Here is a 23148-nt window from a genome sequence, read left to right on the forward strand (position 1 = left end):
CACTTACACCTCCAGTTGGATGCTAACTTCTGCTTCATCATTTAACTCCTGACTAATTAAATCCGTGTATATGTTGTGATGATAAATTAGCGAGTAGATTGCTTTGTAGAAGTTTTCAGTTTCGAGTTCGCTACATCTCCCTCTCAATTCACTTATTTTACATCTTTCTAAATCCATCAACTTTTGAGTAATATATAGTAGATCTTTGGTCTCTACAGGTTGAGTGCCTAAACTACGAAGTAGACTTAAGTTTTTTTGAAAATAGCCGGGTCTGATTAAAGTATCCGTTACAATCTTATATTCCCAGCCCAATTGGCTGCAATACGACTGTCCAACGGCATATTTGATCAAATTTTCTTCCGTTCTAAGTTTCCCTTCTGGCTTTATCTCAATGATCCATATTTCACCCGTAATCGTGATAACTTTGAAATCCGGATAATATTTACGTTTTTTTCCTCGATATATATAAGTGATTTTTATTGGCTGACTGATGACTTTCACTATTGAAGGATCAAAATCAAGAACTTTAACATAGTCTCGCTCTATACTACTCTCACAAAGAATCATTGATTTCGTTCTTAGAAAGGGAACCTGAAAACGATGATGCTTTCCCCTACTGGCTTTAATTTTTCGAGCTGGCTTTTCCATAAAAATCACCTCTCTAGTAATTTTACCATTCTATTAATTTTCTAAACCTAAAATGATAGTAAAAGTAAAAAAGAGTTACAATGAGTGGTCTTATTTGCAACAGAAAAAGAACAGGCTCTGCATTTCAATGCAAAATATATGAATGATTAATCCCCCTTCCTGGTATGCCTTGGTTATTTGATATAACAATAATCCCCTAACGCAGGATGCCTCCTTTTAGTTATACTCGCCGAACACATTTCTTCCATATATTCAATCAATTTTCTATCAACTTCAAGTAAATACACGTCACCTGGAAGAACCTTTTTATTATGTGGCTTTATTCCTATACCTGATAATTCGTTCAATAGTTTTTCTGTAGAGTTTATTGTCTTATGCGCTCTAACGATTTCAACTGCAGGAATGTAGTTTTCTCTAAAATATCCATACTCTTTAGAAGAAATTAGTTGAAATTTACCTTTTCTAAACGATTTCGAAACTTGGATGTAACCTAACTTAACCCAACGTTCAACACTACTTCTTTTCACCTTCAATTTTGTTGAAATCTGCTTTATTGTGAGATATTCTCCCATTAAAAATTCTTCAATTTTCCTTTTGTTAAAATAAAAACGATTTAGCCCTATTCCATCACCTATTTTAGTAGCTCTTATTGACCCGCAAACAAGTTCATTTACAAAATCAGCTAAATTCATATCGTAAAATTCACAAAATTTAGCACACTTATAAAAGGTAAGTGATTCTTCTAGGTTTACATTATGATAATCAGCATTTTGTTCAATATTTTCTAACATAGATATCACTTCTTTTTTGTCAAAAAGAATATATGGATTTCCATCAACTTCTGTACCATGGATTGGGTTCAGTATTTTTTTTTGAATCAGATTATCAATTTGATCTAAACCTACCCCAAGTACCTCCGCAATTTCTTTCCGAGATGTCCCCTCAGTAAATGCCTTATGAAAATTACGTTTAGTAGAAGCAATCATTCGTTTATGGTTTTTATTTAGGATAGTTATATCACTTTTGATTCCCTCTGAGTATCCTGTTTCAAAATAATTAAGCAAATAAAAATCAAATGCTTCCCGAACGAAATGAAATTCAGGGTATTCTAAATTTTTCAATATTAAGGTCCTTATTTTGTTATAACTAGTTACGTTCTGATTATTATCCTTTTCATTTAAACGCAAAAAATCAATAAATTCATAAAATCTGACTGGCCAATCTCGAAAGATATCTAAACTGATATCAAGCTTGAAATTCAAGCCACTTTCCATAATTGATTTAGAGAAATTATTAGTGTTTCTTTTGTTAAAGGTACCATTAACCCATCTTGTAACTATTATCATTAAATACAAAAATGAACTAAAAGTTAATTCATTAGTTACGTTTAAATCTTTCGGAAGTTCTCCAGTTTTATAAAATCTTTTATAAAAATAATTTGAAAAAGGCGATTCTATATGCTTAATTTCGGAATCTCTAAAATCAAATCCACATTTACAATGAACTAGTCTTTGCCGGTAAGGGTTGATCTTAGAATTACAATTACAACATCTATCAATCATATAACAGTTATGAATCGGACAAACTGTAAACAATGATAGTTCCCATAAATCTTGATGATAGGGACATTCTAGAAAACAAATCGGGCAAAATCTTTGTTCATGCGCACAAGTTGCGTACCTCCATAAATTAAATCGTATCCCTTCATTTTTTAATACTTCTTCAGCCCCTATTTGTTTTAGTAATACCTTCTCTTCTAAATTAGTTTTTAAAATCAATCTTTCTATGATTTCTAAATTCAACTCATTTTCAGGAATCAATAAATTTAAAAATTTATTATATTTCTGTAGACCAGCTAGTCGAAATAACATTTTTGAGTCTTGGTAATGATTTGCCTCTGAAATCCTCAAAATATAACCTCTAAGGCTTTCGTGCTCATACATCATAGGCCTAATAAGTAATGCTGATTCCAATGCTTCTTTCCTCCCTTCAATTCGCTTATATAATATCAAAACCACCCTTACTTTATAATTAAAGCAGAACACCCAACTAGACACTCAATAAATGATTATCTAAATAAAAAGACGCTCCAATAAAATGGAACGTCCAACTTGTAAAAGTCACTATTCTTTTAATGTCTTCAAAAAAAACCGATCATAGACTTTACCATATATCATTCCAAAGTTCTATTTTTCCCCGCTGCTTTTGCCTTCATTGAATTAATCATTGTCCCAGTTGTTTAAGTTGCAGTAAACGACCACTCTTTATCTGTGCAGCGAAATAGAAATCAATCCACCCAATTATAACAATAAACAAAAAATCAATTTCCATTCTCGAATCACGTATCATACTTGAAATCAACTTTCTGTCTGTTAAAGAGGGATGGGGGACTGCCTCTGGATGTGTATGCCATTCTCCAAGGTAAATGATTTGTCCCCCTGATTCTTCCCAATTTTTATCCACGATTTGCTGAGCTGTTTTTACATCACGTTCAAAAAAGCACCTCCCTGATCTATCCGTTTCAGAAGGCTCACTTACATGTTCGATTACAATTCTATCCATATAAACACGACCGAGCAGAATTCCTCCAGACTCGTGTTGATCTTTCCTGACTTGGCGGTAACTCTCGAAAATCCTTAGAACTTCTTCATTTATAATTACTTCCATTTTCCCAAACGCATACTTCAAGATTGGCATCCCTCACATCTTTGAAATTCAGAAAGAGGAACTCGTCTAGTTGTGTAATCATTAGCCAACCCCCAACGTGAAGATATCTTTCTCCCATTATTCCGTTGCTTAGACAAATCACCCAACCAAGTAAATAAAATGTTTTGATTTATTTTTTCAGAATTAATATCTTCGACAAAATACATGAGATCGTTAATAAAACGTTTAACTTCAACAACACTATAAGGAAAATAAGTACTCTGACAACCTGCTTCTCGGATTGCATATTGGCCAGGATTAATAAGGATGTTTTGCTTAAAAATATGGTCACGGTCAAACAAACAACGTAAGCAACCTTCGTTATTAGGATTCACATATAATGCATGTCCACCCGCTAAAAAAGGCTCTACCCAAACATAAAGAATTGGTTTGTGAATTATTCCTTTTTTCTGGAGGTCGTTAAGTCTTAATTCAATAGGAAGATTTCCAACTGCAACAATCACCAATTCATATTGATTTAGTATAGATTGGTAATCACGTAATATTTTTAGAATGTCCTCATTATATATAGCATGACGGCTATGAGGTAAGCGTGAGGTAAGATGTTGGCTTACAGCATCTACCTTATTTTTACCAACATCAATCGCCCCACATAAATGCCGAGCTATATTTTCAAAGGAGAGTTTATCTTTGTCAACGAGTAAGAGTTCAGTAATCCCCATATCACTTAGAGACTGTGCAATATGGCTGCCAATTGAGCCACACCCGAGCAATGCAACCTTCTCCTGAGGTTTTACTTCACCATCACCGCCACGATGCATAATTCTTTCCTTGTCTACACGAATTACTGAGTATTTCACTAAAGGAACCTGTCGAAAAAAATTCAGTTCCATTCTGGCGTTTGTCATTCCTTTTCGGAATCCGTCAACAGCCTTCTGTTTTTTGCGCTTCTTAATGTATGCCGAGGGGGCTGTTTGCCGGGGCATCTGATGTTCCCATATTCCTAATATTTGTCCCTTTGTAGTAGTTATAGAGAACATAATTGATGTTGGGCGGGTGTGCTTATTCATGAATTGGAATAATGGATTAATAAGTTCTGGGTCGAACTGACGTAATCTTTTTATTAACTCCCCATTAGTATTTGGATATGGTGGTGTACCAAGGGACTTTAATGGTAGATAAAGAGCCTTTTTGTTGGCAGGCTCTGCTACCGAGCCTATGTTTTTCAGCCATTTGATTCCTTCAAGTATGCTGTCAACAGCTATAGTACCAGCCCCAAATGTTGGGTGAATAAAATCTATCAGTTCAACCTCTTTTAATGAATTAGTCAGATCAATCATTGATAAAATTGTACCATTGGTATGTTGGCCCCAATAAGAATCAAATTCATCTAAGTAATCAGTCATGTTCTCTCTCCTTATTCCAGCCTCTATAAGGGAGAAAGCACGATTAATGACTTCATCTATCACACCTAGTGGATTTTCTGCATTAGGATGAGCCTCTTCTGGATCAAAACAACACAGATTACGGGTAATATCCAAATGAGGAATCGGATAAAGCCTAGAAAAATATGATTGTGGCACATGAACTGTAGGGAATACATCCGGAAACAAATAAGGTATCGATAATACTATTGCTTGACCGTTTTTTCGAAGGTGAAAAGATCGCGCAAATCTTCTCACATCGTCGACCTTAACTATTTGTGCTTCATAGTGCTTAATGAGATGGAGTGATACAACTTCTATCACTCCATCGTAGTATTCAGATAAACTAAGCTGATCTTCCATGGTTACCCAAAATTGGAGGAGATGCGAATGTGCGCGCAGCACTCGATTCCTGTTCCTCTTTCTCTGGTGGTTCAAACTCTGGAAAGCGGTCTCCAAATACGTCTATCCACTTACCAGCTGCTTTGGCTTTGTCGTTTTGTTCCAGTGCTTGGCCTGCTTTTTTGATTAAGCTATCTAGTTTGTTCAAAAAATTATCCTGCTTTGTCGTTGACCAATCTGCGATCAACTCTTCACTTGGAAAAACCGGTCTTGATAAACTGAACGACTCGGACAAAGCTTGATGGATGGCTTTTGCAGTTGCTGCAAATGCTGCATCATCTTGGTCATCTTCAACATAGTGATTCGCTGCCAAAATGGTAAGAATCATCCCACTTGGCAACTTAGGATCGCTATTTTTATAGTCCTTCCAAGCCTTAAGATAACGAACTATACGTTTTAACTGGTTGCCTTTTTCAGAAACTTCATTATTAAACCACTCGGTTAGAAGCTTTGGATCACTATCGATCCAACCCTTATTTTTATGTGCGAGCTTAGGATGGTCCCCCTGCATTACGTATATAGGGAGATCAACATGGTACTCAGCTTTGTAGATCACACGAACACACGTATTCTTATCTAATGGGTCTGTGTCTGTGTGCCCGTCTACTGCTTCAATCACCCAATTATGGACTGTTGAAGGGGTTGGCCAATCATCTCCATCAACATCTTCAAGATGTTGCAGGTAAATACCATCATCAATATCATATTCCTCATCAATTGGATTTATTGTAGTATTCATCATGTAAGAACCTTGCCCGTAAAATTTAGGCTCAGTTAGCTTAAGCGTATCTTTGAAATACTTTCTTATTTTGCTCCTTATAGCATTACGTGATGAACGCAAGCTCTTTTTCTTGTCAGAATGCAAATAAATCTTTTCATGGAACGCAGTAAACAAATCGTGACAATCTGACATTAGGCTGTCGCCTCCTTATTGTTAACTTCGAAAAACGCTTGTAACTCAGCTTTATCAATCCACTCTATTGCTTTCTCCATTCCTTTTTGTTCCATGATCTTGAGAGATTTCTTGCAAGCATAATCCAAGGATATATAGCCTTTTTGAGCTGGAGTTAGCTCTGTACTGGGAATTCTTAAATATTCCCCTCCTACTGAAGAACGCAACAGATAATTGATGAAGTTATGGGTTGCCCCACTTTGAGAATCAATCATCAACGAAAATAAATCCTGGTTCCATTTGAAAAAGGACATTCGTTTTTTAACTTTCAAGTGATCTGGAAATCGTACTCGCTCATTTAGTGATGATACCGATAAAAGAGCATAGTTATGGTACCTGTTATCGTCATTGTAATGAGTCAGGAACTCTGTGATCCCAAGTAAGGAAGGATTATTAGCCCAAACACCGCCATCAATGAATTGCTCAGTGCCCTTCATAGTTTGCATTTCTGCAATAGGAAAATAAGTCGGCGCTGCTGATGTCGCAAGTGCTACATCCGTAAGCAATCGGTCTTTATCACGAGTAAGAGCTGGCACGTGATCTGATTTAAACACATACGGCTCCCCAGTCGTAATGTTAAAAGTAGGAATTAGAACATTTGTGCTGCAATCTCCAACTCGTCTGTCTCCAAAAACACCCTCTAGTGCAGATTTTAAAGCAATATCCTTATACTTTGAAGTGAAAAGGAGCGACTTACCAAAATGAAATTTTCTTCTCCACTTATTATGGTAAGGAAATATTTTCGGACCCATTTCAGTATAAAATCTAACTACTTCAGATGCTTTAATCCCTGAGGCAAGTGCCAAGGCGATGATTCCACCAGTAGAAGTTCCACAAATTAAGTTAAAATGGCGATGGATGGGTCCAAACCTATCCTCAAAATGCGATAGAATTACAGCTGAGTAGAGGCCTTTAATTCCACCTCCGTCTATCGCCAAAATTTTGTAACAGTTTGAATTCAACTGACTTCCCCCTTAAAAAATCCCAAAGTTACATAATGGCTATAAAAAAAGAACACGGCATGAGAAAATAATAATCTGCCGTGTTCATGGTGTAGTGTATAAATATGCATGTGTATGAATTGAATTTCGAATTCTCAGCCAAATGAAACAGTTTTATCGTTTAAAATGAAACATTTCTCATTTAAAATGAAAAATCACAAATGAATAACGGGCAAAGAATATTTCTCAACTCACCCGCACCGACTATACCCGCAATTACTACACGTCTTACATCCCTCGACATTCACCAGCGAGGCGCTGCCGCAGGATGGGCAGAGGTCGCGCGAGGCTGTAGCATGATTATGTGCGCTATGCCCACCGTGACTATCGTCTGTGACGTTTGCGGCTTTCAGTTCGGCATTCAATGCCTCCGTGAAATCCTCCAGTTCAAGTGTTGCTGCGATTGGTGCAGGGATGTGATCGTCCTGGGTGTTGTTCAGCACATGGGTCTCCAGTGCCTTGGCAACGGCGTCGGCAATGGACTCTACGCGGTTCGCGCCGAAGCCGATGGCGCCGGAGCCGCCGATGCCTTTCAGATGCTTGATCAACAGTTCAACCTTCTCGCCGTGATCTCCATAACGGAGGAACAAGGAGCAGACACGCCCCAGTGCTTCCGCCATGGCGAATACGTCAGAACCCGCCTTGCCTACGTTCAGGAAGATCTCCGCCGGAGTTCCGTCCAGATCGTTGATTGTAATATAGGCCATACCGAATGGCGTGTTGATCTTATAGGTTGCACCACGCAGGATCTGCGGGCGTTTCTTGTATTGTTTGTCCAGCACATTAGCATTGGCTTGCGGTGCAGGGCTTGCGGACACTGCCGAATTTGTTGCAGCAGAAGCAGTTGCTTCGGAAACCGCCGGTTCAACAATTTCTTTTACAGGAGCATCCTTCTTGTCTTCCTTCTTCTCGGTTTGCAGCACTTGTATGTCACGGCTTCCGTCACGGTAGATCGTTACGCCTTTGCAGCCCAGATCAAAGGCCATTTCGTACAGCTCTTTGGTCTCTTCAACGGTGAAGTCGGACGGACAGTTCGCGGTCTTGGAAATGGAGCTGTCCACCCAGCGCTGAATGGCTGCTTGGGCGCGAATGTGATCCTTGGCTGACAAATCCATGGAAGTCACGAAGTAATCGGGAAGCTCTTCACCCGGATGGGCTTCCAGCCACTCCTCTGCAATCGGCACGAACTGCTCATCGAAGCCGAGACGGCTTTGACGGTAATATTTGAAGGCAAAATACGGCTCAATGCCGGTTGATGTACCTACCATTGTACCCGTGCTGCCTGTTGGCGCTTGGGTAATCACGGTCACGTTGCGCATTCCATGCTCACGAATGGCTGCGCCAACTTCAGGGTAGGTTTCGGTCATATTTTTCATAAAGCCGCTCAGCAGATATTTTTCGGTATCAAAGGCCTGGAATGAGCCCTTCTCACCGGCAGTTTCCGCAGAGGCAAGATACGCTTCGCGTGCCATGAAGCCATACAGCTTGTCCAAGAACTCCAAAGATTCCGGGCTGCCGTAACGGATATTCAGTTTGATCATCAGCTCCGCCAGTCCCATAGTTCCAAGACCGACTCGGCGTTCCAGCTTCTGATTGGCTTCATTTTCCGGGAAATGATAAGGGGTCTTGTCAATGACATTGTCCAGGAAACGCACGGAATACCGGGTTGTAATCGCCAAATCCTCCCAGTTCACATCATGATTCTCTTCATCATAGAACTTGGAGAGATTCACAGCCGACAAATTGCAGACGCCCCAGCCCGGAAGACCCTGCTCCCCGCAAGGGTTCGTACAAATAATCGGGTTAAAATACCAGCTGTTGGACATCTGGTTGTAGTATTCCATGAACACGACGCCCGGCTCAGCGGACTTCCATGCCGATTCAATAATGGTATGCCATACGTCACGCGCTTTGACGGTACGGTAATGAATGACGCTGCGGCCTTCGGCCTTCCATTTGTCCAGGTCGCCATCCCAAATTTCGTTATAATCCGGGTCCGTGGTATCCGGGAACACCAAATCCCAATCGAGATCTTCCTTGACCGCTTTCATGAAGCTGTTGCTCACGCATACCGAAAGGTTGGCATTGGTGACTTGCCCCATCGTTTGCTTCACGGTAATAAAGTCCATCACATCCGGGTGCCAGTCATTAATCATCAGCATCAGCGCACCGCGTCGGCTGCCGCCTTGCTCTATGAGTCCGGTCGTATAGCTGAACAGGCCGCCCCAGGATACAGAGCCGCTGGAGGAACCGTTGACTCCTCTTACAATGGCGCGGCGCGGTCGCAGTGAGGAAAGATTAATCCCTACGCCGCCTCCGCGGGCCATAATTTCCGTCATTTCAGACAACGTCTGCATGATGCCGCCACGGCTGTCCTTCGGGGAAGGCACTACATAGCAGTTGAAAAGAGTAAGCTCCTCGCTCGCTCCTGCGCCTGCGGCGATCCGGCCGCCGGGAACAAGCTTCCAGTCATCCAGGATGCTGCGGAATTTGCCTGTCCACTCCTGCTGAAGCTCGGGAGTTTTCTCTACGGAAGCCATGGCGGCTGCCAGCCGGTCCCACATTTCTTCCGGAGTTTTTTCAATATTAAGCGTCAGCTTCTCAACGTCGGATTGCACAAGCTCGCCGCGGCGTGTCTTAACCGTAACTATACGGCCATTACGCTCTACGATTTCGCCGACTTCCTTCGTCGGGAACTTGGGGTCGTCCTTGGTCAGGACGAGCACAACATCGCCCACCTTGGCATTGTTGCTGTCTGCATCCTTCCAGGCATAACGGTCCAGAAATATTTTTTCGCTCAGGCCTTCAAGGCGCTGCTTACGTTCCACTGTACTCAATAAAAAAACCTCCCGCATGTGTGATTAGTGCTTCCGCTTTCAACCAACATTTTAACCATTTGTCACAATATATTGTATACGCCAGCCTTTAAACTATACCACATATTGTATCACAGGTCTTTTTCCAGAATGATGCCGTTCTGCCCGAAAATCAACATAAGATAGCTTTTTTCTCACTCTTGCTTCCTTTTTTATCATATTAAAAAGAAAATAGCAGGTTATGAATTCTCTCTTTTACGCGCATACTACTTCTACGTATCCCTATGTAACCCGCGCTGGAGGTGGCTGCTCTATGACTCAATTATTCCGCAATTCCATGCCCCATAAGGGTGCAGAGTCTGCTCCTGTATTACCTGTCCCTCTATCCTTTGACCGCAGTTGGCTGCAGGATCTGGAGTCCAAGCTGGATAAAGGCGGCCCTTGGGGAGACTGGAGATTGTCCCGCCTCGCGGTTCAGGGCGAAGAGTCCGGGCTGGTCACCAGCTTCACTGAGCTGCAGTGCATGCAGCATCTGTCCGGGTTGTCTCCTCTTCCCCACCAGCTTGATACGGCCCATAAGGTTCTCTTCCAAATGTCGGGCCGGGCGATTCTGGCTGACGAAGTCGGACTGGGCAAGACGATCGAAGCCGGACTTATATTGAAGGAATATATCGTGCGCGGACTTGTCTCCAAGGTTCTTATCCTTGTTCCTGCCTCTCTGGTTTTGCAGTGGGTGCGCGAGCTGAACTCCAAATTCGGCATTTCCGCCGTGGCCCAGAAGAAGTCCTATTCCTGGGATAATTATATCGTCGTTGCTTCCATGGATACCGCGAAGCGTGATCCCCATAAAGAGATTTTGCTGAATAATGAATACGATATGCTGATTATCGATGAAGCACACAAGCTGAAAAACAAGAAGACAACCAACTATCAATTTGTCCAGCAGCTGCGCAAAAAATACTGTTTACTGCTCACTGCAACTCCCGTCCAGAACGATCTCGGCGAGCTGTTTAACCTGATTACGCTGCTGAAGCCGGGCCAGCTGGGCAACCAAAACGATTTTGCCAGCAATTTTGTTGTGGATAAGCGTCAGCCCAAGAATGAAGATCAACTCAAAGGGGAGCTGTCCAAGGTCATGATCCGGAACCGGCGCGGGGAAGGACCTGTTGTTTTTACCAAACGAAAGGTCCGCAACATCCCGCTCATCCTTTCACCCGAAGAGAGAGTATTATATGACAGCGTAACCTCTTTTGTCAAAGACCAATATCAGGAGTCAGGCGGAAATCTCAGCAGTATGCTCTCTCTGGTGACGCTACAGCGGGAGGTATGCAGCAGCCGGGATGCAGTATTCATTACTCTGGTGAATTTGATGAAAAAATTGCCCCCGGACTCTCCAAAACGGGACCGCATGATTGATCTGCTGCAGAAGATCCGTACTGTAAAAACGAATACCAAAGCGGAAACGACCCTTTCTCTCATCCAGGAAATGAACGAGAAAGTAATTGTGTTCACCGAATACCGCGCCACACAGGAGTATTTATTGCAGTATTTCCGTGAGCATGGATTGCAGTCTGTCCCTTATTCCGGCGGGATGAACCGCGGCAAGAAAGACTGGATGATGGATTTATTCCGCGGCCGCGCCCAGGTGATGATTGCAACGGAGGCGGGCGGCGAAGGCATCAACCTGCAATTTTGCCATCACATGATCAATTTCGATTTACCCTGGAACCCCATGCGGGTGGAGCAGAGGATTGGACGTGTTCATCGGCTGGGCCAGGAAAATGATGTTGTGATCTATAATCTGTCCACGGAAGGCACCATTGAAGAGCATATTCTGCATTTGCTGCATGAGAAGATCAATATGTTCGAGATGGTGATTGGCGGACTGGATGTGATTCTGGAGCGCTTTGAGAAGAAAGAATCCCTGGAGAAGAGTCTGTACAAAATCATACTCGAAGCCGGGAGCGACGAAGAGCTGCGCAGTAAAGTGGATCATCTCGGGCAGTCGCTAAGTGATTTGAAGGAAGGCATCCACATAGAAAGTGAGAGCACATCATGACCCTAACCCTACAGCAAATCCGCACACAAGTCATGGATTATCTCGAAGCCACAGAATGCTCCATTATTGAAAAGTCTCCGTATCACGTTACGGTTAAGCTGTCACCGCGAGCAGACCGGATGCTCACGGACCGTCCCTACTATTGGGGTTTTGTCGAGCGGACAGGTGTTGATCCGGAGACTCTGTCTTTTACCTTTGTCTTCGATCCGGAGAAGTACGATGCTTTGAGCGCCCCGGCCGGCAAAGCGCCGCCAGCGGGAGCCCCCCAAGCCGATCCGCAAGCCGGGCTCCTGTCCCGCTACTTCGGTGTAGCGCCTACCGTTCCATGGATCGGCCCGGGAATGATAAGGCGCGAGGACATTATTTATGGCAGCAAGCGGCTTCGGCAGATCTGGACGGCCGCCCGGGACGAGGGCAAATGTCTATATCTGTTCGAGGACCCGGGAACCAGACAGCGGACCACCTTGTTCTCGGCTTCCTACGAGCCTTGGCTCGGAGTTTGCTACAAGGTAGAAATGACTTGTGATTTAAAGTGCGAGCAATTGAACTTCATCGGAATATCACTCTCCACCGGGGTGATTATGGATGATTTTGCGGCCAAGCTGGCTTCGGGTTCATTGCAGCTCACCCCCCGTCTGCCGGAGAACGTCCATATTCAGCCTTACGCCATGTCCCCTTCTGCGGGTACCGACAGATTGGAAGCCTATCTTACCTCGAAGCTGGCAACGCTGGATTACAGCTGGGCAGAAGAGGCACGTGAACGGCTGCGGCTGGAACTTGCAATAATTGACGTGTATTACGAAGATCAGCTGAAAGAGCCGGAAGAGGATAAACGTTTGGCCGTGGAAGAGCAATATTCCAGACGCCGCAACGAAACGGTCTGGCAATATGAGCCCAAAATTACAGTTTCCGCGGTGACCTACGGTTTGTTTCACCTGCGAAGTACGTAGAATATGACCCCGCTCGCTAAAAGCAGGCAAAATAACAAGTGAATTAAGGGAATCAGGCACGACAGCAAGCAACACTCTTTTTAGCGCTTGTCCCATACAATAGAAGAAGTCCTCTGCGGACTATCCGCAGGAAAGAAAGGTGAACAACTGACATGAACATAAAAGATCGGAAGAGGCGCAGTGCAAGGCGACAGGCTTGCTTGCTTCTGCTTCTAAGTATCGGGCTTGCAGTGTCCGGCTTCAGTTTTCCTGCACAGCTCACTGCGGCCGGGAGCCGGGTTGCGGTAACAAAAAATGCTGCCTCCGGCTTGGTTATGAAGACATCCCCTGCTCCCCAAACACTTCAAGATTTCATCCAGATTACTATAGACAAGCTGGCGAAGGAGGACCCCTTTAAGGGTTGGAAGGCCGGGCAGGTTCAATATTATCCGCTGGGTCCGGGTACTCACAGCTGGCTCGTAAATGTAATGAACGGGGAACAACGTATCGGCTATTTGGTCATTGCCGCCAAGGATGAGGGCGGATACATGTTAAGCGAATACGGGGCCGGAAATGAGGGTCTTCCCTACAGTTTGAGTGATCTGCGCCAGTTTCTGGTGCAGGAAGGACTTATTTCATCAACTTATTCAGGTACGCCGGGACTGACTCCTTTATATTCAGCGCTTCTGCCGGTGTGGGAAATAACAATAGCCGGCAAAAAGCTGTATATCAATGCCGCAGTGCCGGAGATCCTTCCGTGGACATCTATTAAGGCGGAAGCTGTACTGAAAACAGAAGCTGCCGCTTCGAATGGGATCTCCGACCCGGAAGGTCTTTCATCCCCTCAAACGGTCTATCGGAGCGGACAATCCTCCGATCCGTATGATGATTTACTGTGGCTAAAGAATCCCAAGCTGCCAGTTCTGAGTGGAGATGCTTTCTTAGTCCTGCTGCAACAGAAGGGGAGCTTAGTGTTTCAGTCCGCCGGACGGAATGACAGATACGGAGCCCCCTTTATGATCACGGGTTATCAGGTGTGGACTTCCGCCACCAACACAGCGGAAACAGGGACACAGAACGCTGACAAGGTTTATGCTGCCATCGGTCCGCAAGGGAAACGATTCGTTCCGCTCTATCTGCTCCATGAGAACGGTACACTGCATAAGACTTCAGCGAACTAATATAGCCAAACACCAAACAACCTTCCTTGAGCCGTTTCGACGGCAAAGGAAGGTTGTTTTAGCTTCTGTCCTCATCCCTTGTTCTTATGACTCCACTTGCTGCGCCAGATGGACAGACCGAGCGGAAGCATCCCGAACCATTTTTGCGACCAGGGCTGTTTAGGTATTTCTTGACGAAGACGGCTGCTGCGCGGGTTCTCCATGTACACAACTACTTTTTCCGTTATATATTTTACCAGCTCATCCCCACCCGAAGCCATTGAAATCACCTCCTCTAGGCATAGTTTTACCTTAAAGAGCACATTCTAACAAAATATCTCGTTCAGGAGGCGATTTGCTTTGAGTTTCAAACGGTTGTACATCACGTTAGCCGCCGCGCTACTTGTCCTGGTAACGGGTTCGGGTTCCACTTACACCTATGCTGCTCCGGAAAAAAAGGACAAGCAGCCCCAGTCCATACTGGGACATGGCCAACCTATGATTCTGATTGACGCCGGTCATGGTGGGATAGATGGCGGAACCTCTTATGGCAAGGTATTGGAAAAGGATATTACGCTCGCTATCTCCCGCAAGCTGTTTCTGCTGCTGCGCAGCGAGGGATTTAACACCATTTTGAACCGGTTCGGTGATTATGCTCCCAGTGAAGAGAACCATTGGCTGAACAGCTCCTCCCGGCATCTGCGTGACCTCGCTCAGCGCAAAGAGCTGGCCGAGACCCTGCCGGCAACCATTGTCGTGAGTATTCATATTAACTGGGTCCCCTCTTCGTCGAAGCATGGGCCGCTTGTACTATACCGTCAAGAGGGCCGCAGCTTCATGCTTGCCGAATCAATTCAAAACCAGCTTAACAAGCTGTATAACGTAGAAACCGGCCCTAGACCCGGCAAGACGTTTTATCTGCTCAAAAAAATAACCGCCACAACAGTAATCGTTGAGACGGGGTTTATCAGCAGCCCTATCGACCGGGCCAAGCTTGTCAGCCCGGGTGGACAGAAGGATATCGCCGAGGCCATCGCTAATGGAATTGCCGCTTATTTTATGGAAGTGTAGGGCTGGCTTTCCATTTCCATTCGTCCTTGACCAGATCTGAAATTCCCACAAACTCGACGCTGTCCTTCATTTGATCGATCCCGCCGCGAATCCCTGCGGCGGTCTCTTTTCCTTGAATGCCAACATGCCCGATGGATATGCAGTAACGGGATTGCATCGCTTGCTCCTGCACCCGGCGCATTTGCCTTAAGACATGCGTCACCGTATGCGTATCATCAAGAAAAACTTGATTTTCTATACGCGGCAACCCCTTCTGCTGCGCCATTTTGCCGACAACAGAGCGGTAATTGGTTTTGCTGTCTACAAAAAACAGCCCTCTTTCCTGGCACACCGACAACACAATTCCCATTACCCGCTCATCACCGGTCACTCTGGAGCCCATATGATTATTAATGCCGATGGCATAAGGTACGTTATCCAATGCGGTTTCCACCCGCTTGCGAATTTCGCCGTCGCTCATATTCGCCAGCACCGCTCCCGGTCCAAGCCATTCCGGCTTGCCATGGCGAGGCTCCATGGGCAGATGCAAAAGAACATCATCGCCCCGCTTATGCGCCCTTATGGCGTCAGCTTTCGTTGTGGGCAGGAATGGCATGACAGCTACCGTTAGCTTTATCGGAAGCGCGAACATTTCCTCCGTTCCCCGTAGCCCGTTTCCAAAGTCGTCGATAATTAGAGCTACCCGGCTGCGGGATGATCTCTCTTTCCTCTGCAGCGCTTCGGCATTAACCGGCTGCTGTTTGACATCGAAATGGGATACAATCGCAGTAGATGCCCCAACATAATAGTCTGCTGCGCTTGCACTGGAAGCGGGAACTGCTGTCCCCAAAGAAGCCAGCAGCAGAGCGGCGGCTACTCTGCTTCCCGTTATGGACCATTGGCGCAGATGTTCTTTTATCATAAAGTCATCTCCCCTATAATCACCTATTCTCAGTGTTTGTAGGCTGGAGAACAATTATGTAAACCCTGCGGTGTCCAACTATTAACAGCATATTAAGACTTAGGCTTATTTGGCTGCTCACGCCCGGCGGTATCGATATATTCTTCGGCTGCTTCCATTTGCGGATGCGGGACGTCCATTCGACCTAAAATCCCATTTGGATAAGGGGATTTGCCGGTCCGGGAAAGTGGACGCCTGGCCGTTTTTCTCACAATGTACAGGCCTGCGAAAAATACGATTAATAGTAGACCCGCTATCAATCCTGCGGCTTGTCCCGGAATAAAAGGCATGCTGACCATAATCCCGATGATGCCGATCAGTCCCAGCCAAGAGGTATACGGAAAACCGGGCAGCTGGCAAAACGCGGCAGGTGAACAGGGAGTATTCTTTCGCCATTTATAATGGGAAGCCAAAATAACGAAGTAGGCAAACAGCAGCGAGAAGCCTCCCGAGCTTATGAGAAACAAATATACATACTGCGGGAGAATGAAGCCGAGACTTAGGCCCCCGAGCATAGCTGCACCGGAGAAAAGAATGCCTTTATACGGGATATCGGACTTATCCTTCAGCCAGGAAGGAGCATGCCCTTCTGCCGCCAACGACCGAATCATCCGTCCCAGTCCAAAGGTAGAGGCAAGCATCGTAGACAAAATCGCGGTAATCATGACGATGTTAATAATGGTGCCGGCCCAATTCATTCCCCAGCGGGATAAGGCAAGAACCAGAGGGCTTTGATCTTCTATAATGCCTTGGGTGGGAAATAACGGCAGGATGACTGCGATTGCGCCGACATATAATCCAACCAGCAGAATTAACGTAAAGTTAATTGCACGGGGAATCGTCTTCCTGGGGTCCCGCACCTCGGAGGTCGCAAGCCCGATGACTTCAAAGCCTGCATAGGTAAAGATGACAATCAGCATGCTGCCTGCAATTCCCGCAATACCGCGGGGAAACCATGGCTCTCCCCGTAATTCACCGGCTCCAACCGCTGGGGCACCCGGCATGACCCCTGCAATAATCGCAAGTCCAACGGCAATAAAGCCGGCTATGGCAAGCAGCTTCACCACTGCCAAACCGCTCTCCAGCCTGCTTAAATGCCTGGCACCCAATAAATTCAACAGGGTAACTGCAATAATAATCATCACTCCCATGACGATTGCTGAAATGTTCGGAAACCATAATCGAAGGAAAGTAGAAGCCGCAATCGACTCGCTGGACATGGCAAAGATAAGTCCCGTCCAATAGACCCAGCCTGTAATGAACCCGACGCCCGGACCAAAGCTTCTCTCCGCATACGTGCGGAATGATCCGGGCACCGGATCCGCAACCGTCATTTCCGACAACGCGTACAAAACGATGTAAATAAGCAAGCCGCCGAGAAGATAAGAAATAATGATGCTGGGTCCCGCTGCTTTGATGGCTACACCCGAGCCAAGGAAGAACGAACCCCCAACAACCGTTCCCAATGCCAGCATAGTTAGATGAAAAGTCGACAATTCCTGTTTTTTCACATTTGCCACAATAGCCAGCCTCCCTGATATTACTTTTGTCTATAGGGAGTATTAGCGAATAAAGGGCAAAGTATGTTAAATCATCATGCCAAGGCCGGGGGATTAATTCTGTTAGCGCCATAATGGCCGACAACGATGACCTCATCCGCATTAAGCTCGTACAGAGCGACAATGACACTTCGCATGATTTTTTTGTCGGGATAGCGGCTTGTAAGATAAGCCTCGTATTTTTTCTCTTCTACGAATTTTTTGTTGAATTCCAGAATTTCGGATATGTGGCTCATGAGCGCATCAGACCAAAAACCTGTCTATAGCCACTTTGAATTGGTCGACATCATCGGCAGCATCGGAATGAACACGCAGCGTGAGAGGCTGGCTCAAATCCACACTAAAAATGCCCATGATCGATTTGGCATCAATAACATAACGGTCTGAGAATAAGTCAATGTCGAAATCAAAGAGCTTTACCATATTCACAAAATCTTTCACATCTTTAACAGAACTCAGTTTGATAGTGAACCTATTCATATCTGGAAAACCTCTCTTCTTCAACGGATTAGACGCTCTTTATAAATTTTTCATATACTTTCCTCTGATTGAGGGCATTATAAAGATCATGCTTGCGAAGACGCAGTTTATCGTATTTAATATATTCCTCTGCATTTGGCTGATAAATCTGCTCTTCCTTCCCCACCATTTCCTTGAAGGCTTCTTCATGGGAATTGTAAATTCCCAGTGACACGCACGCTGAAATCGCCGCCCCCATTGAAGAAGCTTCACTGTTGGAGTACCGGACTACCTTCTTATAGAAAGTTGCGGCCTGTATTTGATTAAAGAGATCCGAATTTGTCATGCCTCCAGCCACACTTATAGTCTCGATCTCACCCGAAATCACTTCAATCAGTGAAAGGTTATCAGCGATCTCCATGGAAATGCCCTCCAGTATGGATCTGGCCATATCTCCCCTTTTGGTTCCAAGAGAAAGGTTGAAGAATACGCCTTTGGCATAGGGATTCCAGAAAGGAGCAGCACTTCCTTCAAAATGGGGAATTAGCATCACGCCATTAGAGCCAATTGGCGAAGCTGACGCCTCTTCATTCATATAAGTGTAGGAAGACTGCTCACCGGAGTAAAACTGATTCCTAAGCCAACGGTACACGGCACCTGTGTTGAAAATTCCCGCTTCCACAATCCATTTCCCGGGAATGGCTGAAGCGCTGCACAGAACCCGACACTTCTTGTCAAACACCGGCTTGTCGGAATAAGCGATTACAAACGAACCTGTCCCCGTATTGGCTTCCGCCATCCCGGGCCTCAGAATGTCCAGGGCAACTGCGGCATTCTGCTGATCCCCGCCAGCCATGATGACCGGAAGTCCCTCCTCCAGCCCCACCAGATGAGCCATTTCCTTCTTCAATCCGCCGGCCTGTGCTCCCGGCGGATGCAATTCGCAGAGAAGCTCTTCATCAATACCCGATGTGGCCAGGATTTCCCGGTCCCATTCAAAGGTTTTAATATTCATGAGCATGGTGCGGGCGGCCTGTGTCCAATCAGTCTTGAACTCTCCGGTCAACTGGTGGATAACATAGTCCTGCACACCAATCAGTTTATGAGCTTTCTTATAGATCTCTGGAGCCTTCTGCTTAAACCAGAGCATTTTGGGAAGCGAGAAATAGGGATTGGCACGCAGTCCGGTTTTAGCATATATGGCATTCATAGATAGCCGTTCGGTTAGCTCGCGGCAAATATCCACACTTCTCTTATCCTGCCAGGTAATCGCGTTATAGAGGCAGTTGCCCTCGAGGTCGACAGGGATGACGGATGCCCGCTGTGAAGTAACGGAGATCGCCGCCACGGAAATATTATTGTCCCGTACATATTGCGCAGCTTCTTTCAAGGTAAAGGCGAGGCCATTACCCCAGTCGAACGGGTCCTGCTCAACCAGACTGGGTGGAGTGAAAATGGCATGGTATTCATAGGTCGATGTATACAGCATCCGGCCCTTGACGTCATAAATAATAGCCCTCATGCTCATAGTTCCTATATCCAGCGTAATAATATGTTCCATGGAATCCTCCTTATACGATGATGCCAACCAATAGTGTTCCAAGAAGCGCGACCAGTGAAGCAATTGTAGTTGATGCGGTCCAGGTTCTAAACGTATCCGTAATGGACATTCCGTAATACTCCTTTACAATCCAAAAACCTGAGTCATTTACATGAGAGAGTCCAATTCCACCAGCACCGATAGCCACGCAGATTAGCGCCGGATCTACACCCATACCAGGAAGCAGTGGCAACATTATGCCGGCTGAGGTCATCATGGCAACCGTAGTTGAGCCAACGGAAAAACGCATAATAATAGCAATGATCCAGGCAAGCAGGATCGGGCTCATATTCAGACTGCTCAGCGTTTCTCCGAGAATTCCTCCCATGCCGCTATCCTGAAGCACCTGATTGAAAGCTCCGCCAGCACCGATTACAAGCAAGATTCCCGCCACCGGCCCAAAGCAGCCGTCTGTCAGACTGAGCAAATCTTCTTTCTTCAGCCCCCTCGAGAACCCAAGGGTAAAATAGGAGAAAAGCGCGGAAATGAGCAGCGCGGTAATCGGGTTGCCCACAAATTTAACAAACGGCAGATAGCCGGCACCTTCAGGCGCCAAAAGCTCCACAATCGTCTTGGCCACCATAATAATCATAGGCAGCAATATGGTAAACAGCGTAATCCCGAAAGAAGGCAATTTCTCTTCCGGTATCATCTCGCTTTTGACAAGATGAGCGGGCGGATTAAGTTTAATGAAACGGGAAATGAAATTACCAAAGACCGGACCGGCCAGAATAACCGCAGGCAGACCTATAAGCAGGCTGTATACGATAACAGTGCCTACATCCGCCCCGAGCGTCCCGGTAATCGCCAGCGCAGCGGGATGCGGCGGAACCATGGCATGAACCGTAATCAGACCGGCAACGACAGGGATTCCAATTTTGACAAGCGACATTTTGGTTTGAAAAGCGATACTGAAAATAACCGGAATCAGAAGCACGAACCCGACCTGAAAAAAAACCGGTATCCCACTGATAAAAGCAACAATCATCATGGCCCAATGTGCATTCTTCTCTCCGAACAAATTCAGCAAGCTTCGGGCCATACGCTGTGCCCCTCCGGAAACCTCCAGCATCTTCCCCAGAATTGTACCCAATCCGAGCACTGTAGCCAGAAAGCCGAGAGTAGATCCCATCCCTGCCTGAAATGAAGTCGCAACTTTATCAATAGGCATACCCGAGGCTATACCCAGGAACAATCCCGCGATGGTAAGAGCCAAAAAAGCGCTAAGTTTTGCTTTCATAATAAGAAATACGATTAATGCGATTGAAGCAAATAAGACCAATAACATCCATGTTACATTACTCATCATTATACCTCCCGAACTAATATTTTTCCGCTCCAAATGTGAAATCGCTTTCAAATATTATTTTTAAAAAAATGATGGTTATGTAATCATCGGAACATCAGCATATACTTCTCTACAACTTGTTTAATGGCATTAATCTGCTGCAACGAAAGAACGGATAAATGCGGTGTTGTCTCTTTAAGCAGTTCCTTAATGTGCTCAACAGTGAATACAGAAATCTCCGTATTGACATTGATTTTACGGATTCCGTGGCGGATGCATTCCCTCAGCACATTCTCCGGTGTTCCGGAACCTCCGTGCAGTACAAGAGGGACAGTAACCTGTTTTTTGATGCTGCGCAATATATCCACCCGGATGTTCGGCTCTCCCTTATACAAGCCATGCACGGTACCGATGGAAACAGCCAAGGCATCTACACCTGTTCTGCGCACGAAATCCTCCGCCTGATCAGGGCTGGTGTAAATTTCCTCATCAGCGGTTGATCCCTCATGGGAATGCTCTCCGGAAGCCAGTGAGCCAAGTTCCGCCTCAACCGATACGCCGCACGCATGTGCCACTTCCACCGCTTTTGCCGTATTGGCGACATTGTCGCTATAGCTCAAAGCCGATCCGTCATACATCACTGAGGTGAATCCTGCTTTTATGGCCCTGTACACATTTTCCAGGCTGGTGCAATGATCCAGATGTAGCGCAAAAGGAATATCCATATCCTTGGACTCCGATTTGACCATTGCTGCGGCAGTTTCGAAATCCATATTCTCCAGGTAACGTTCTCCAAAAGCCAGGATGGCAGGAATCTGGTTCTTCCGGGCACTTTCCAGAACCCCCCGGATCGTTTCATAGCTGTAGACATTAAACGATCCAACCGCATATCCGCCAGCGTCCGCAATGGACAAAACCTGTTTCATGTTGACCAGCATCGTATTCCTCCTTCTCTATTCCCGTTTCTCCCCGAGCCACTGTATAAATTCCGCATTCTCCAGCACTTCCGAATTCACTATAAACCGGGGTTTCTCTCCGTTAAGAAATTTGCGGATATCCTCAAGCAGCAGGGAAGGCGAATTGCCCAGGGCATCTGCCGTAGTGCCGGCGATATGGGTCGTCAGTGTAACATTGTCAAGCTCAAGAAAATCGCTGTCGGCCGGGATAGGCTCAGTCGTGAATACGTCCAGTGCTGCCCCTGAAATTGTCCCTTTACGCAATGCTGCTGCAAGAGCCTGCTGATCGATCAACCCTGCTCTGCCCGTATTGATTAGGTATGCTGTCGGTTTCATCAAGCTGATTTCTTGTTCGCCTATCATATTCTTGTTCGCCTCGGTCAATCTGGCGTGCAGTGTAATGAAATCGCTCTCTTTAAGCACGGTTTCCAGTTCAGCCTTGGTGCAGCCCGCTTCCTTGATATCTTCTTCAGAAGTATAAGGGTCAAACACAAGACAATTCACTCGGAAACCGGACAATTTCTGCGCAACCAGCCTTCCGATATATCCGAAGCCGATGATGCCGATGGTCCGGCCGGACAATTCCGGCACGATGGCGCTGTTGGAGAACGTCTTACGCCAAGTTCCGGTTTTGATTGCGTGATGGGCCCGTGCGATGTTACGGCATTCGGCAAGCATCATGCCGACCGCAAAATCAGAAACCGCATGGGCATTGCGACCTTGAACATTAAATACCAAAACCCCCCGTTTCGTAGCTTCTTGAACATTTACATTTTCCAATCCTGCCCTGGAAACACCGACGATTCGCAGATTTGGCATCGCTTCCATAAGCTTTGAAGAGACGGGCACAAAGAGACCTGCAAGTAATTCAGCATCCGCTCCTGACTCCGTTACAGCCGCAGGAACCTCTTCAATTTCCGGTCCTCTCTTCTCCACTTCCAATCGTCTATATTGAAGCTTCTCCCAATCCGGCTCCCAATCACCCACAACTTTATCGTTGCCATAAGCCCCCATCCATTTCTCCCAGGCTTCTCCAAATCCTTTACCGGGGATCATTGCGTCTCCTAGCAAAATGGCTTTAATGTTCTTTCCCAAGATAACTCCTCCATTTACGTAGTTTTTTTACTACTACAACTTTTAGTTAGTAGTTTTTTTACTACGGTAAATATACTACAGCTTCCTTTCTGCCGTCAATAGTGTTAATCGGGTAAAATTTA

19 protein-coding genes and 1 pseudogene are annotated in these 23148 nt (G+C 45.6%); 4 read left to right on the forward strand and 16 right to left on the reverse strand.

Going from position 1 to position 23148, the window contains the following annotated elements:
* Positions 1-3 precede the first annotated feature (3 nt).
* From PaeBR_RS17230 to PaeBR_RS17260, 7 genes are all read right to left on the reverse strand, one after another.
* On the reverse strand, positions 4-648 hold the full coding sequence (locus tag PaeBR_RS17230; RefSeq protein WP_410511761.1) for a TnsA endonuclease N-terminal domain-containing protein: 645 nt from the start codon (positions 646-648) through the stop codon (positions 4-6).
* A gap of 173 nt (positions 649-821) precedes the next feature.
* Entirely contained in the window at positions 822-2621 is a 1800-nt protein-coding gene (locus PaeBR_RS17235; RefSeq protein ID WP_410511762.1) for a TniQ family protein, read from the reverse strand.
* A 250-nt stretch (positions 2622-2871) separates the two neighbouring features.
* Positions 2872-3336: a Mov34/MPN/PAD-1 family protein gene (locus PaeBR_RS17240; RefSeq protein WP_410511763.1), complete on the reverse strand. Its 465-nt coding sequence runs from the start codon at positions 3334-3336 to the stop codon at positions 2872-2874.
* Positions 3333-5144 carry a ThiF family adenylyltransferase gene (locus PaeBR_RS17245; protein WP_410511764.1) on the reverse strand — a complete coding sequence of 604 codons (1812 nt, stop codon included), beginning with the start codon at positions 5142-5144 and terminating at the stop codon, positions 3333-3335. Before PaeBR_RS17245 ends, PaeBR_RS17240 begins: the two co-directional genes overlap by 4 nt.
* Entirely contained in the window at positions 5086-6054 is a 969-nt protein-coding gene (locus PaeBR_RS17250; RefSeq protein ID WP_410511765.1) for a CBASS cGAMP synthase, read from the reverse strand. Before PaeBR_RS17250 ends, PaeBR_RS17245 begins: the two co-directional genes overlap by 59 nt.
* Positions 6054-7055: a CBASS cGAMP-activated phospholipase gene (locus PaeBR_RS17255; RefSeq protein WP_410511766.1), complete on the reverse strand. Its 1002-nt coding sequence runs from the start codon at positions 7053-7055 to the stop codon at positions 6054-6056. Before PaeBR_RS17255 ends, PaeBR_RS17250 begins: the two co-directional genes overlap by 1 nt.
* A gap of 230 nt (positions 7056-7285) precedes the next feature.
* The gene (locus tag PaeBR_RS17260) at positions 7286-9949 is read right to left on the reverse strand and encodes an adenosylcobalamin-dependent ribonucleoside-diphosphate reductase (protein ID WP_410511767.1); all 2664 of its coding nucleotides are present in this window, start codon (positions 9947-9949) and stop codon (positions 7286-7288) included.
* 274 nt (positions 9950-10223) lie between these two features.
* Between PaeBR_RS17260 and PaeBR_RS17265 the strand changes: the two genes are divergently transcribed.
* The 3 genes from PaeBR_RS17265 to PaeBR_RS17275 all read left to right on the forward strand — a co-directional run bounded on the left by PaeBR_RS17265 (position 10224) and on the right by PaeBR_RS17275 (position 14079).
* Entirely contained in the window at positions 10224-11969 is a 1746-nt protein-coding gene (locus PaeBR_RS17265) for a DEAD/DEAH box helicase (protein WP_410511768.1), read from the forward strand.
* Complete coding sequence (locus PaeBR_RS17270) at positions 11966-12919, forward strand: YqhG family protein (protein WP_410511769.1); 954 nt, start codon at positions 11966-11968, stop codon at positions 12917-12919. Before PaeBR_RS17265 ends, PaeBR_RS17270 begins: the two co-directional genes overlap by 4 nt.
* A gap of 152 nt (positions 12920-13071) precedes the next feature.
* A complete protein-coding gene (locus PaeBR_RS17275) occupies positions 13072-14079 on the forward strand; it encodes a hypothetical protein (protein WP_410511770.1) in 1008 nt (335 codons plus the stop codon).
* Positions 14080-14150: 71 nt separating this feature from the next.
* Here PaeBR_RS17275 and PaeBR_RS17280 read toward each other — a convergent pair whose 3' ends face one another.
* The gene (locus PaeBR_RS17280; protein WP_410511771.1) at positions 14151-14339 is read right to left on the reverse strand and encodes a YqzE family protein; all 189 of its coding nucleotides are present in this window, start codon (positions 14337-14339) and stop codon (positions 14151-14153) included.
* Positions 14340-14418: 79 nt separating this feature from the next.
* Here PaeBR_RS17280 and PaeBR_RS17285 point away from each other — a divergent pair, with 79 nt between their 5' ends.
* Entirely contained in the window at positions 14419-15129 is a 711-nt protein-coding gene (locus tag PaeBR_RS17285) for an N-acetylmuramoyl-L-alanine amidase family protein (protein ID WP_410511772.1), read from the forward strand.
* On the opposite strand, the gene PaeBR_RS17290 is transcribed toward PaeBR_RS17285, so the two are convergent.
* The 8 genes and pseudogenes from PaeBR_RS17290 to PaeBR_RS17325 form a co-directional block, all read right to left on the reverse strand.
* On the reverse strand, positions 15116-16030 hold the full coding sequence (locus PaeBR_RS17290; RefSeq protein ID WP_410511773.1) for a divergent polysaccharide deacetylase family protein: 915 nt from the start codon (positions 16028-16030) through the stop codon (positions 15116-15118). The two genes, PaeBR_RS17285 and PaeBR_RS17290, sit on opposite strands and share 14 nt — an antisense overlap.
* Before the next feature lie 92 nt (positions 16031-16122).
* Positions 16123-17589 (reverse strand): amino acid permease, encoded by a 1467-nt coding sequence (locus PaeBR_RS17295; protein ID WP_410511774.1) that lies wholly within the window; start codon positions 17587-17589, stop codon positions 16123-16125.
* A 95-nt stretch (positions 17590-17684) separates the two neighbouring features.
* Positions 17685-17864: pseudogene (locus tag PaeBR_RS17300) on the reverse strand (carbonic anhydrase); the annotation flags it as partial.
* Positions 17865-17871: 7 nt separating this feature from the next.
* Positions 17872-18108, reverse strand: coding sequence for an HPr family phosphocarrier protein (locus tag PaeBR_RS17305; protein ID WP_410511775.1), 237 nt, complete (start codon positions 18106-18108; stop codon positions 17872-17874).
* Positions 18109-18136: 28 nt separating this feature from the next.
* Positions 18137-19648 carry an FGGY-family carbohydrate kinase gene (locus PaeBR_RS17310; protein ID WP_410511776.1) on the reverse strand — a complete coding sequence of 504 codons (1512 nt, stop codon included), beginning with the start codon at positions 19646-19648 and terminating at the stop codon, positions 18137-18139.
* Between the two features lie 10 nt (positions 19649-19658).
* Positions 19659-20993 (reverse strand): gluconate:H+ symporter, encoded by a 1335-nt coding sequence (locus PaeBR_RS17315; protein WP_410511777.1) that lies wholly within the window; start codon positions 20991-20993, stop codon positions 19659-19661.
* Between the two features lie 86 nt (positions 20994-21079).
* Complete coding sequence (locus PaeBR_RS17320; protein ID WP_410511778.1) at positions 21080-21913, reverse strand: class II fructose-bisphosphate aldolase; 834 nt, start codon at positions 21911-21913, stop codon at positions 21080-21082.
* A 15-nt stretch (positions 21914-21928) separates the two neighbouring features.
* Positions 21929-23026, reverse strand: a complete 1098-nt coding sequence (locus tag PaeBR_RS17325) for a 2-hydroxyacid dehydrogenase (RefSeq protein ID WP_410511779.1) — start codon at positions 23024-23026, stop codon at positions 21929-21931.
* Positions 23027-23148 lie beyond the last annotated feature (122 nt).

Source organism: Paenibacillus sp. BR2-3 (assembly GCF_046529485.1).
Taxonomy (GTDB): domain Bacteria; phylum Bacillota; class Bacilli; order Paenibacillales; family Paenibacillaceae; genus Paenibacillus_AQ.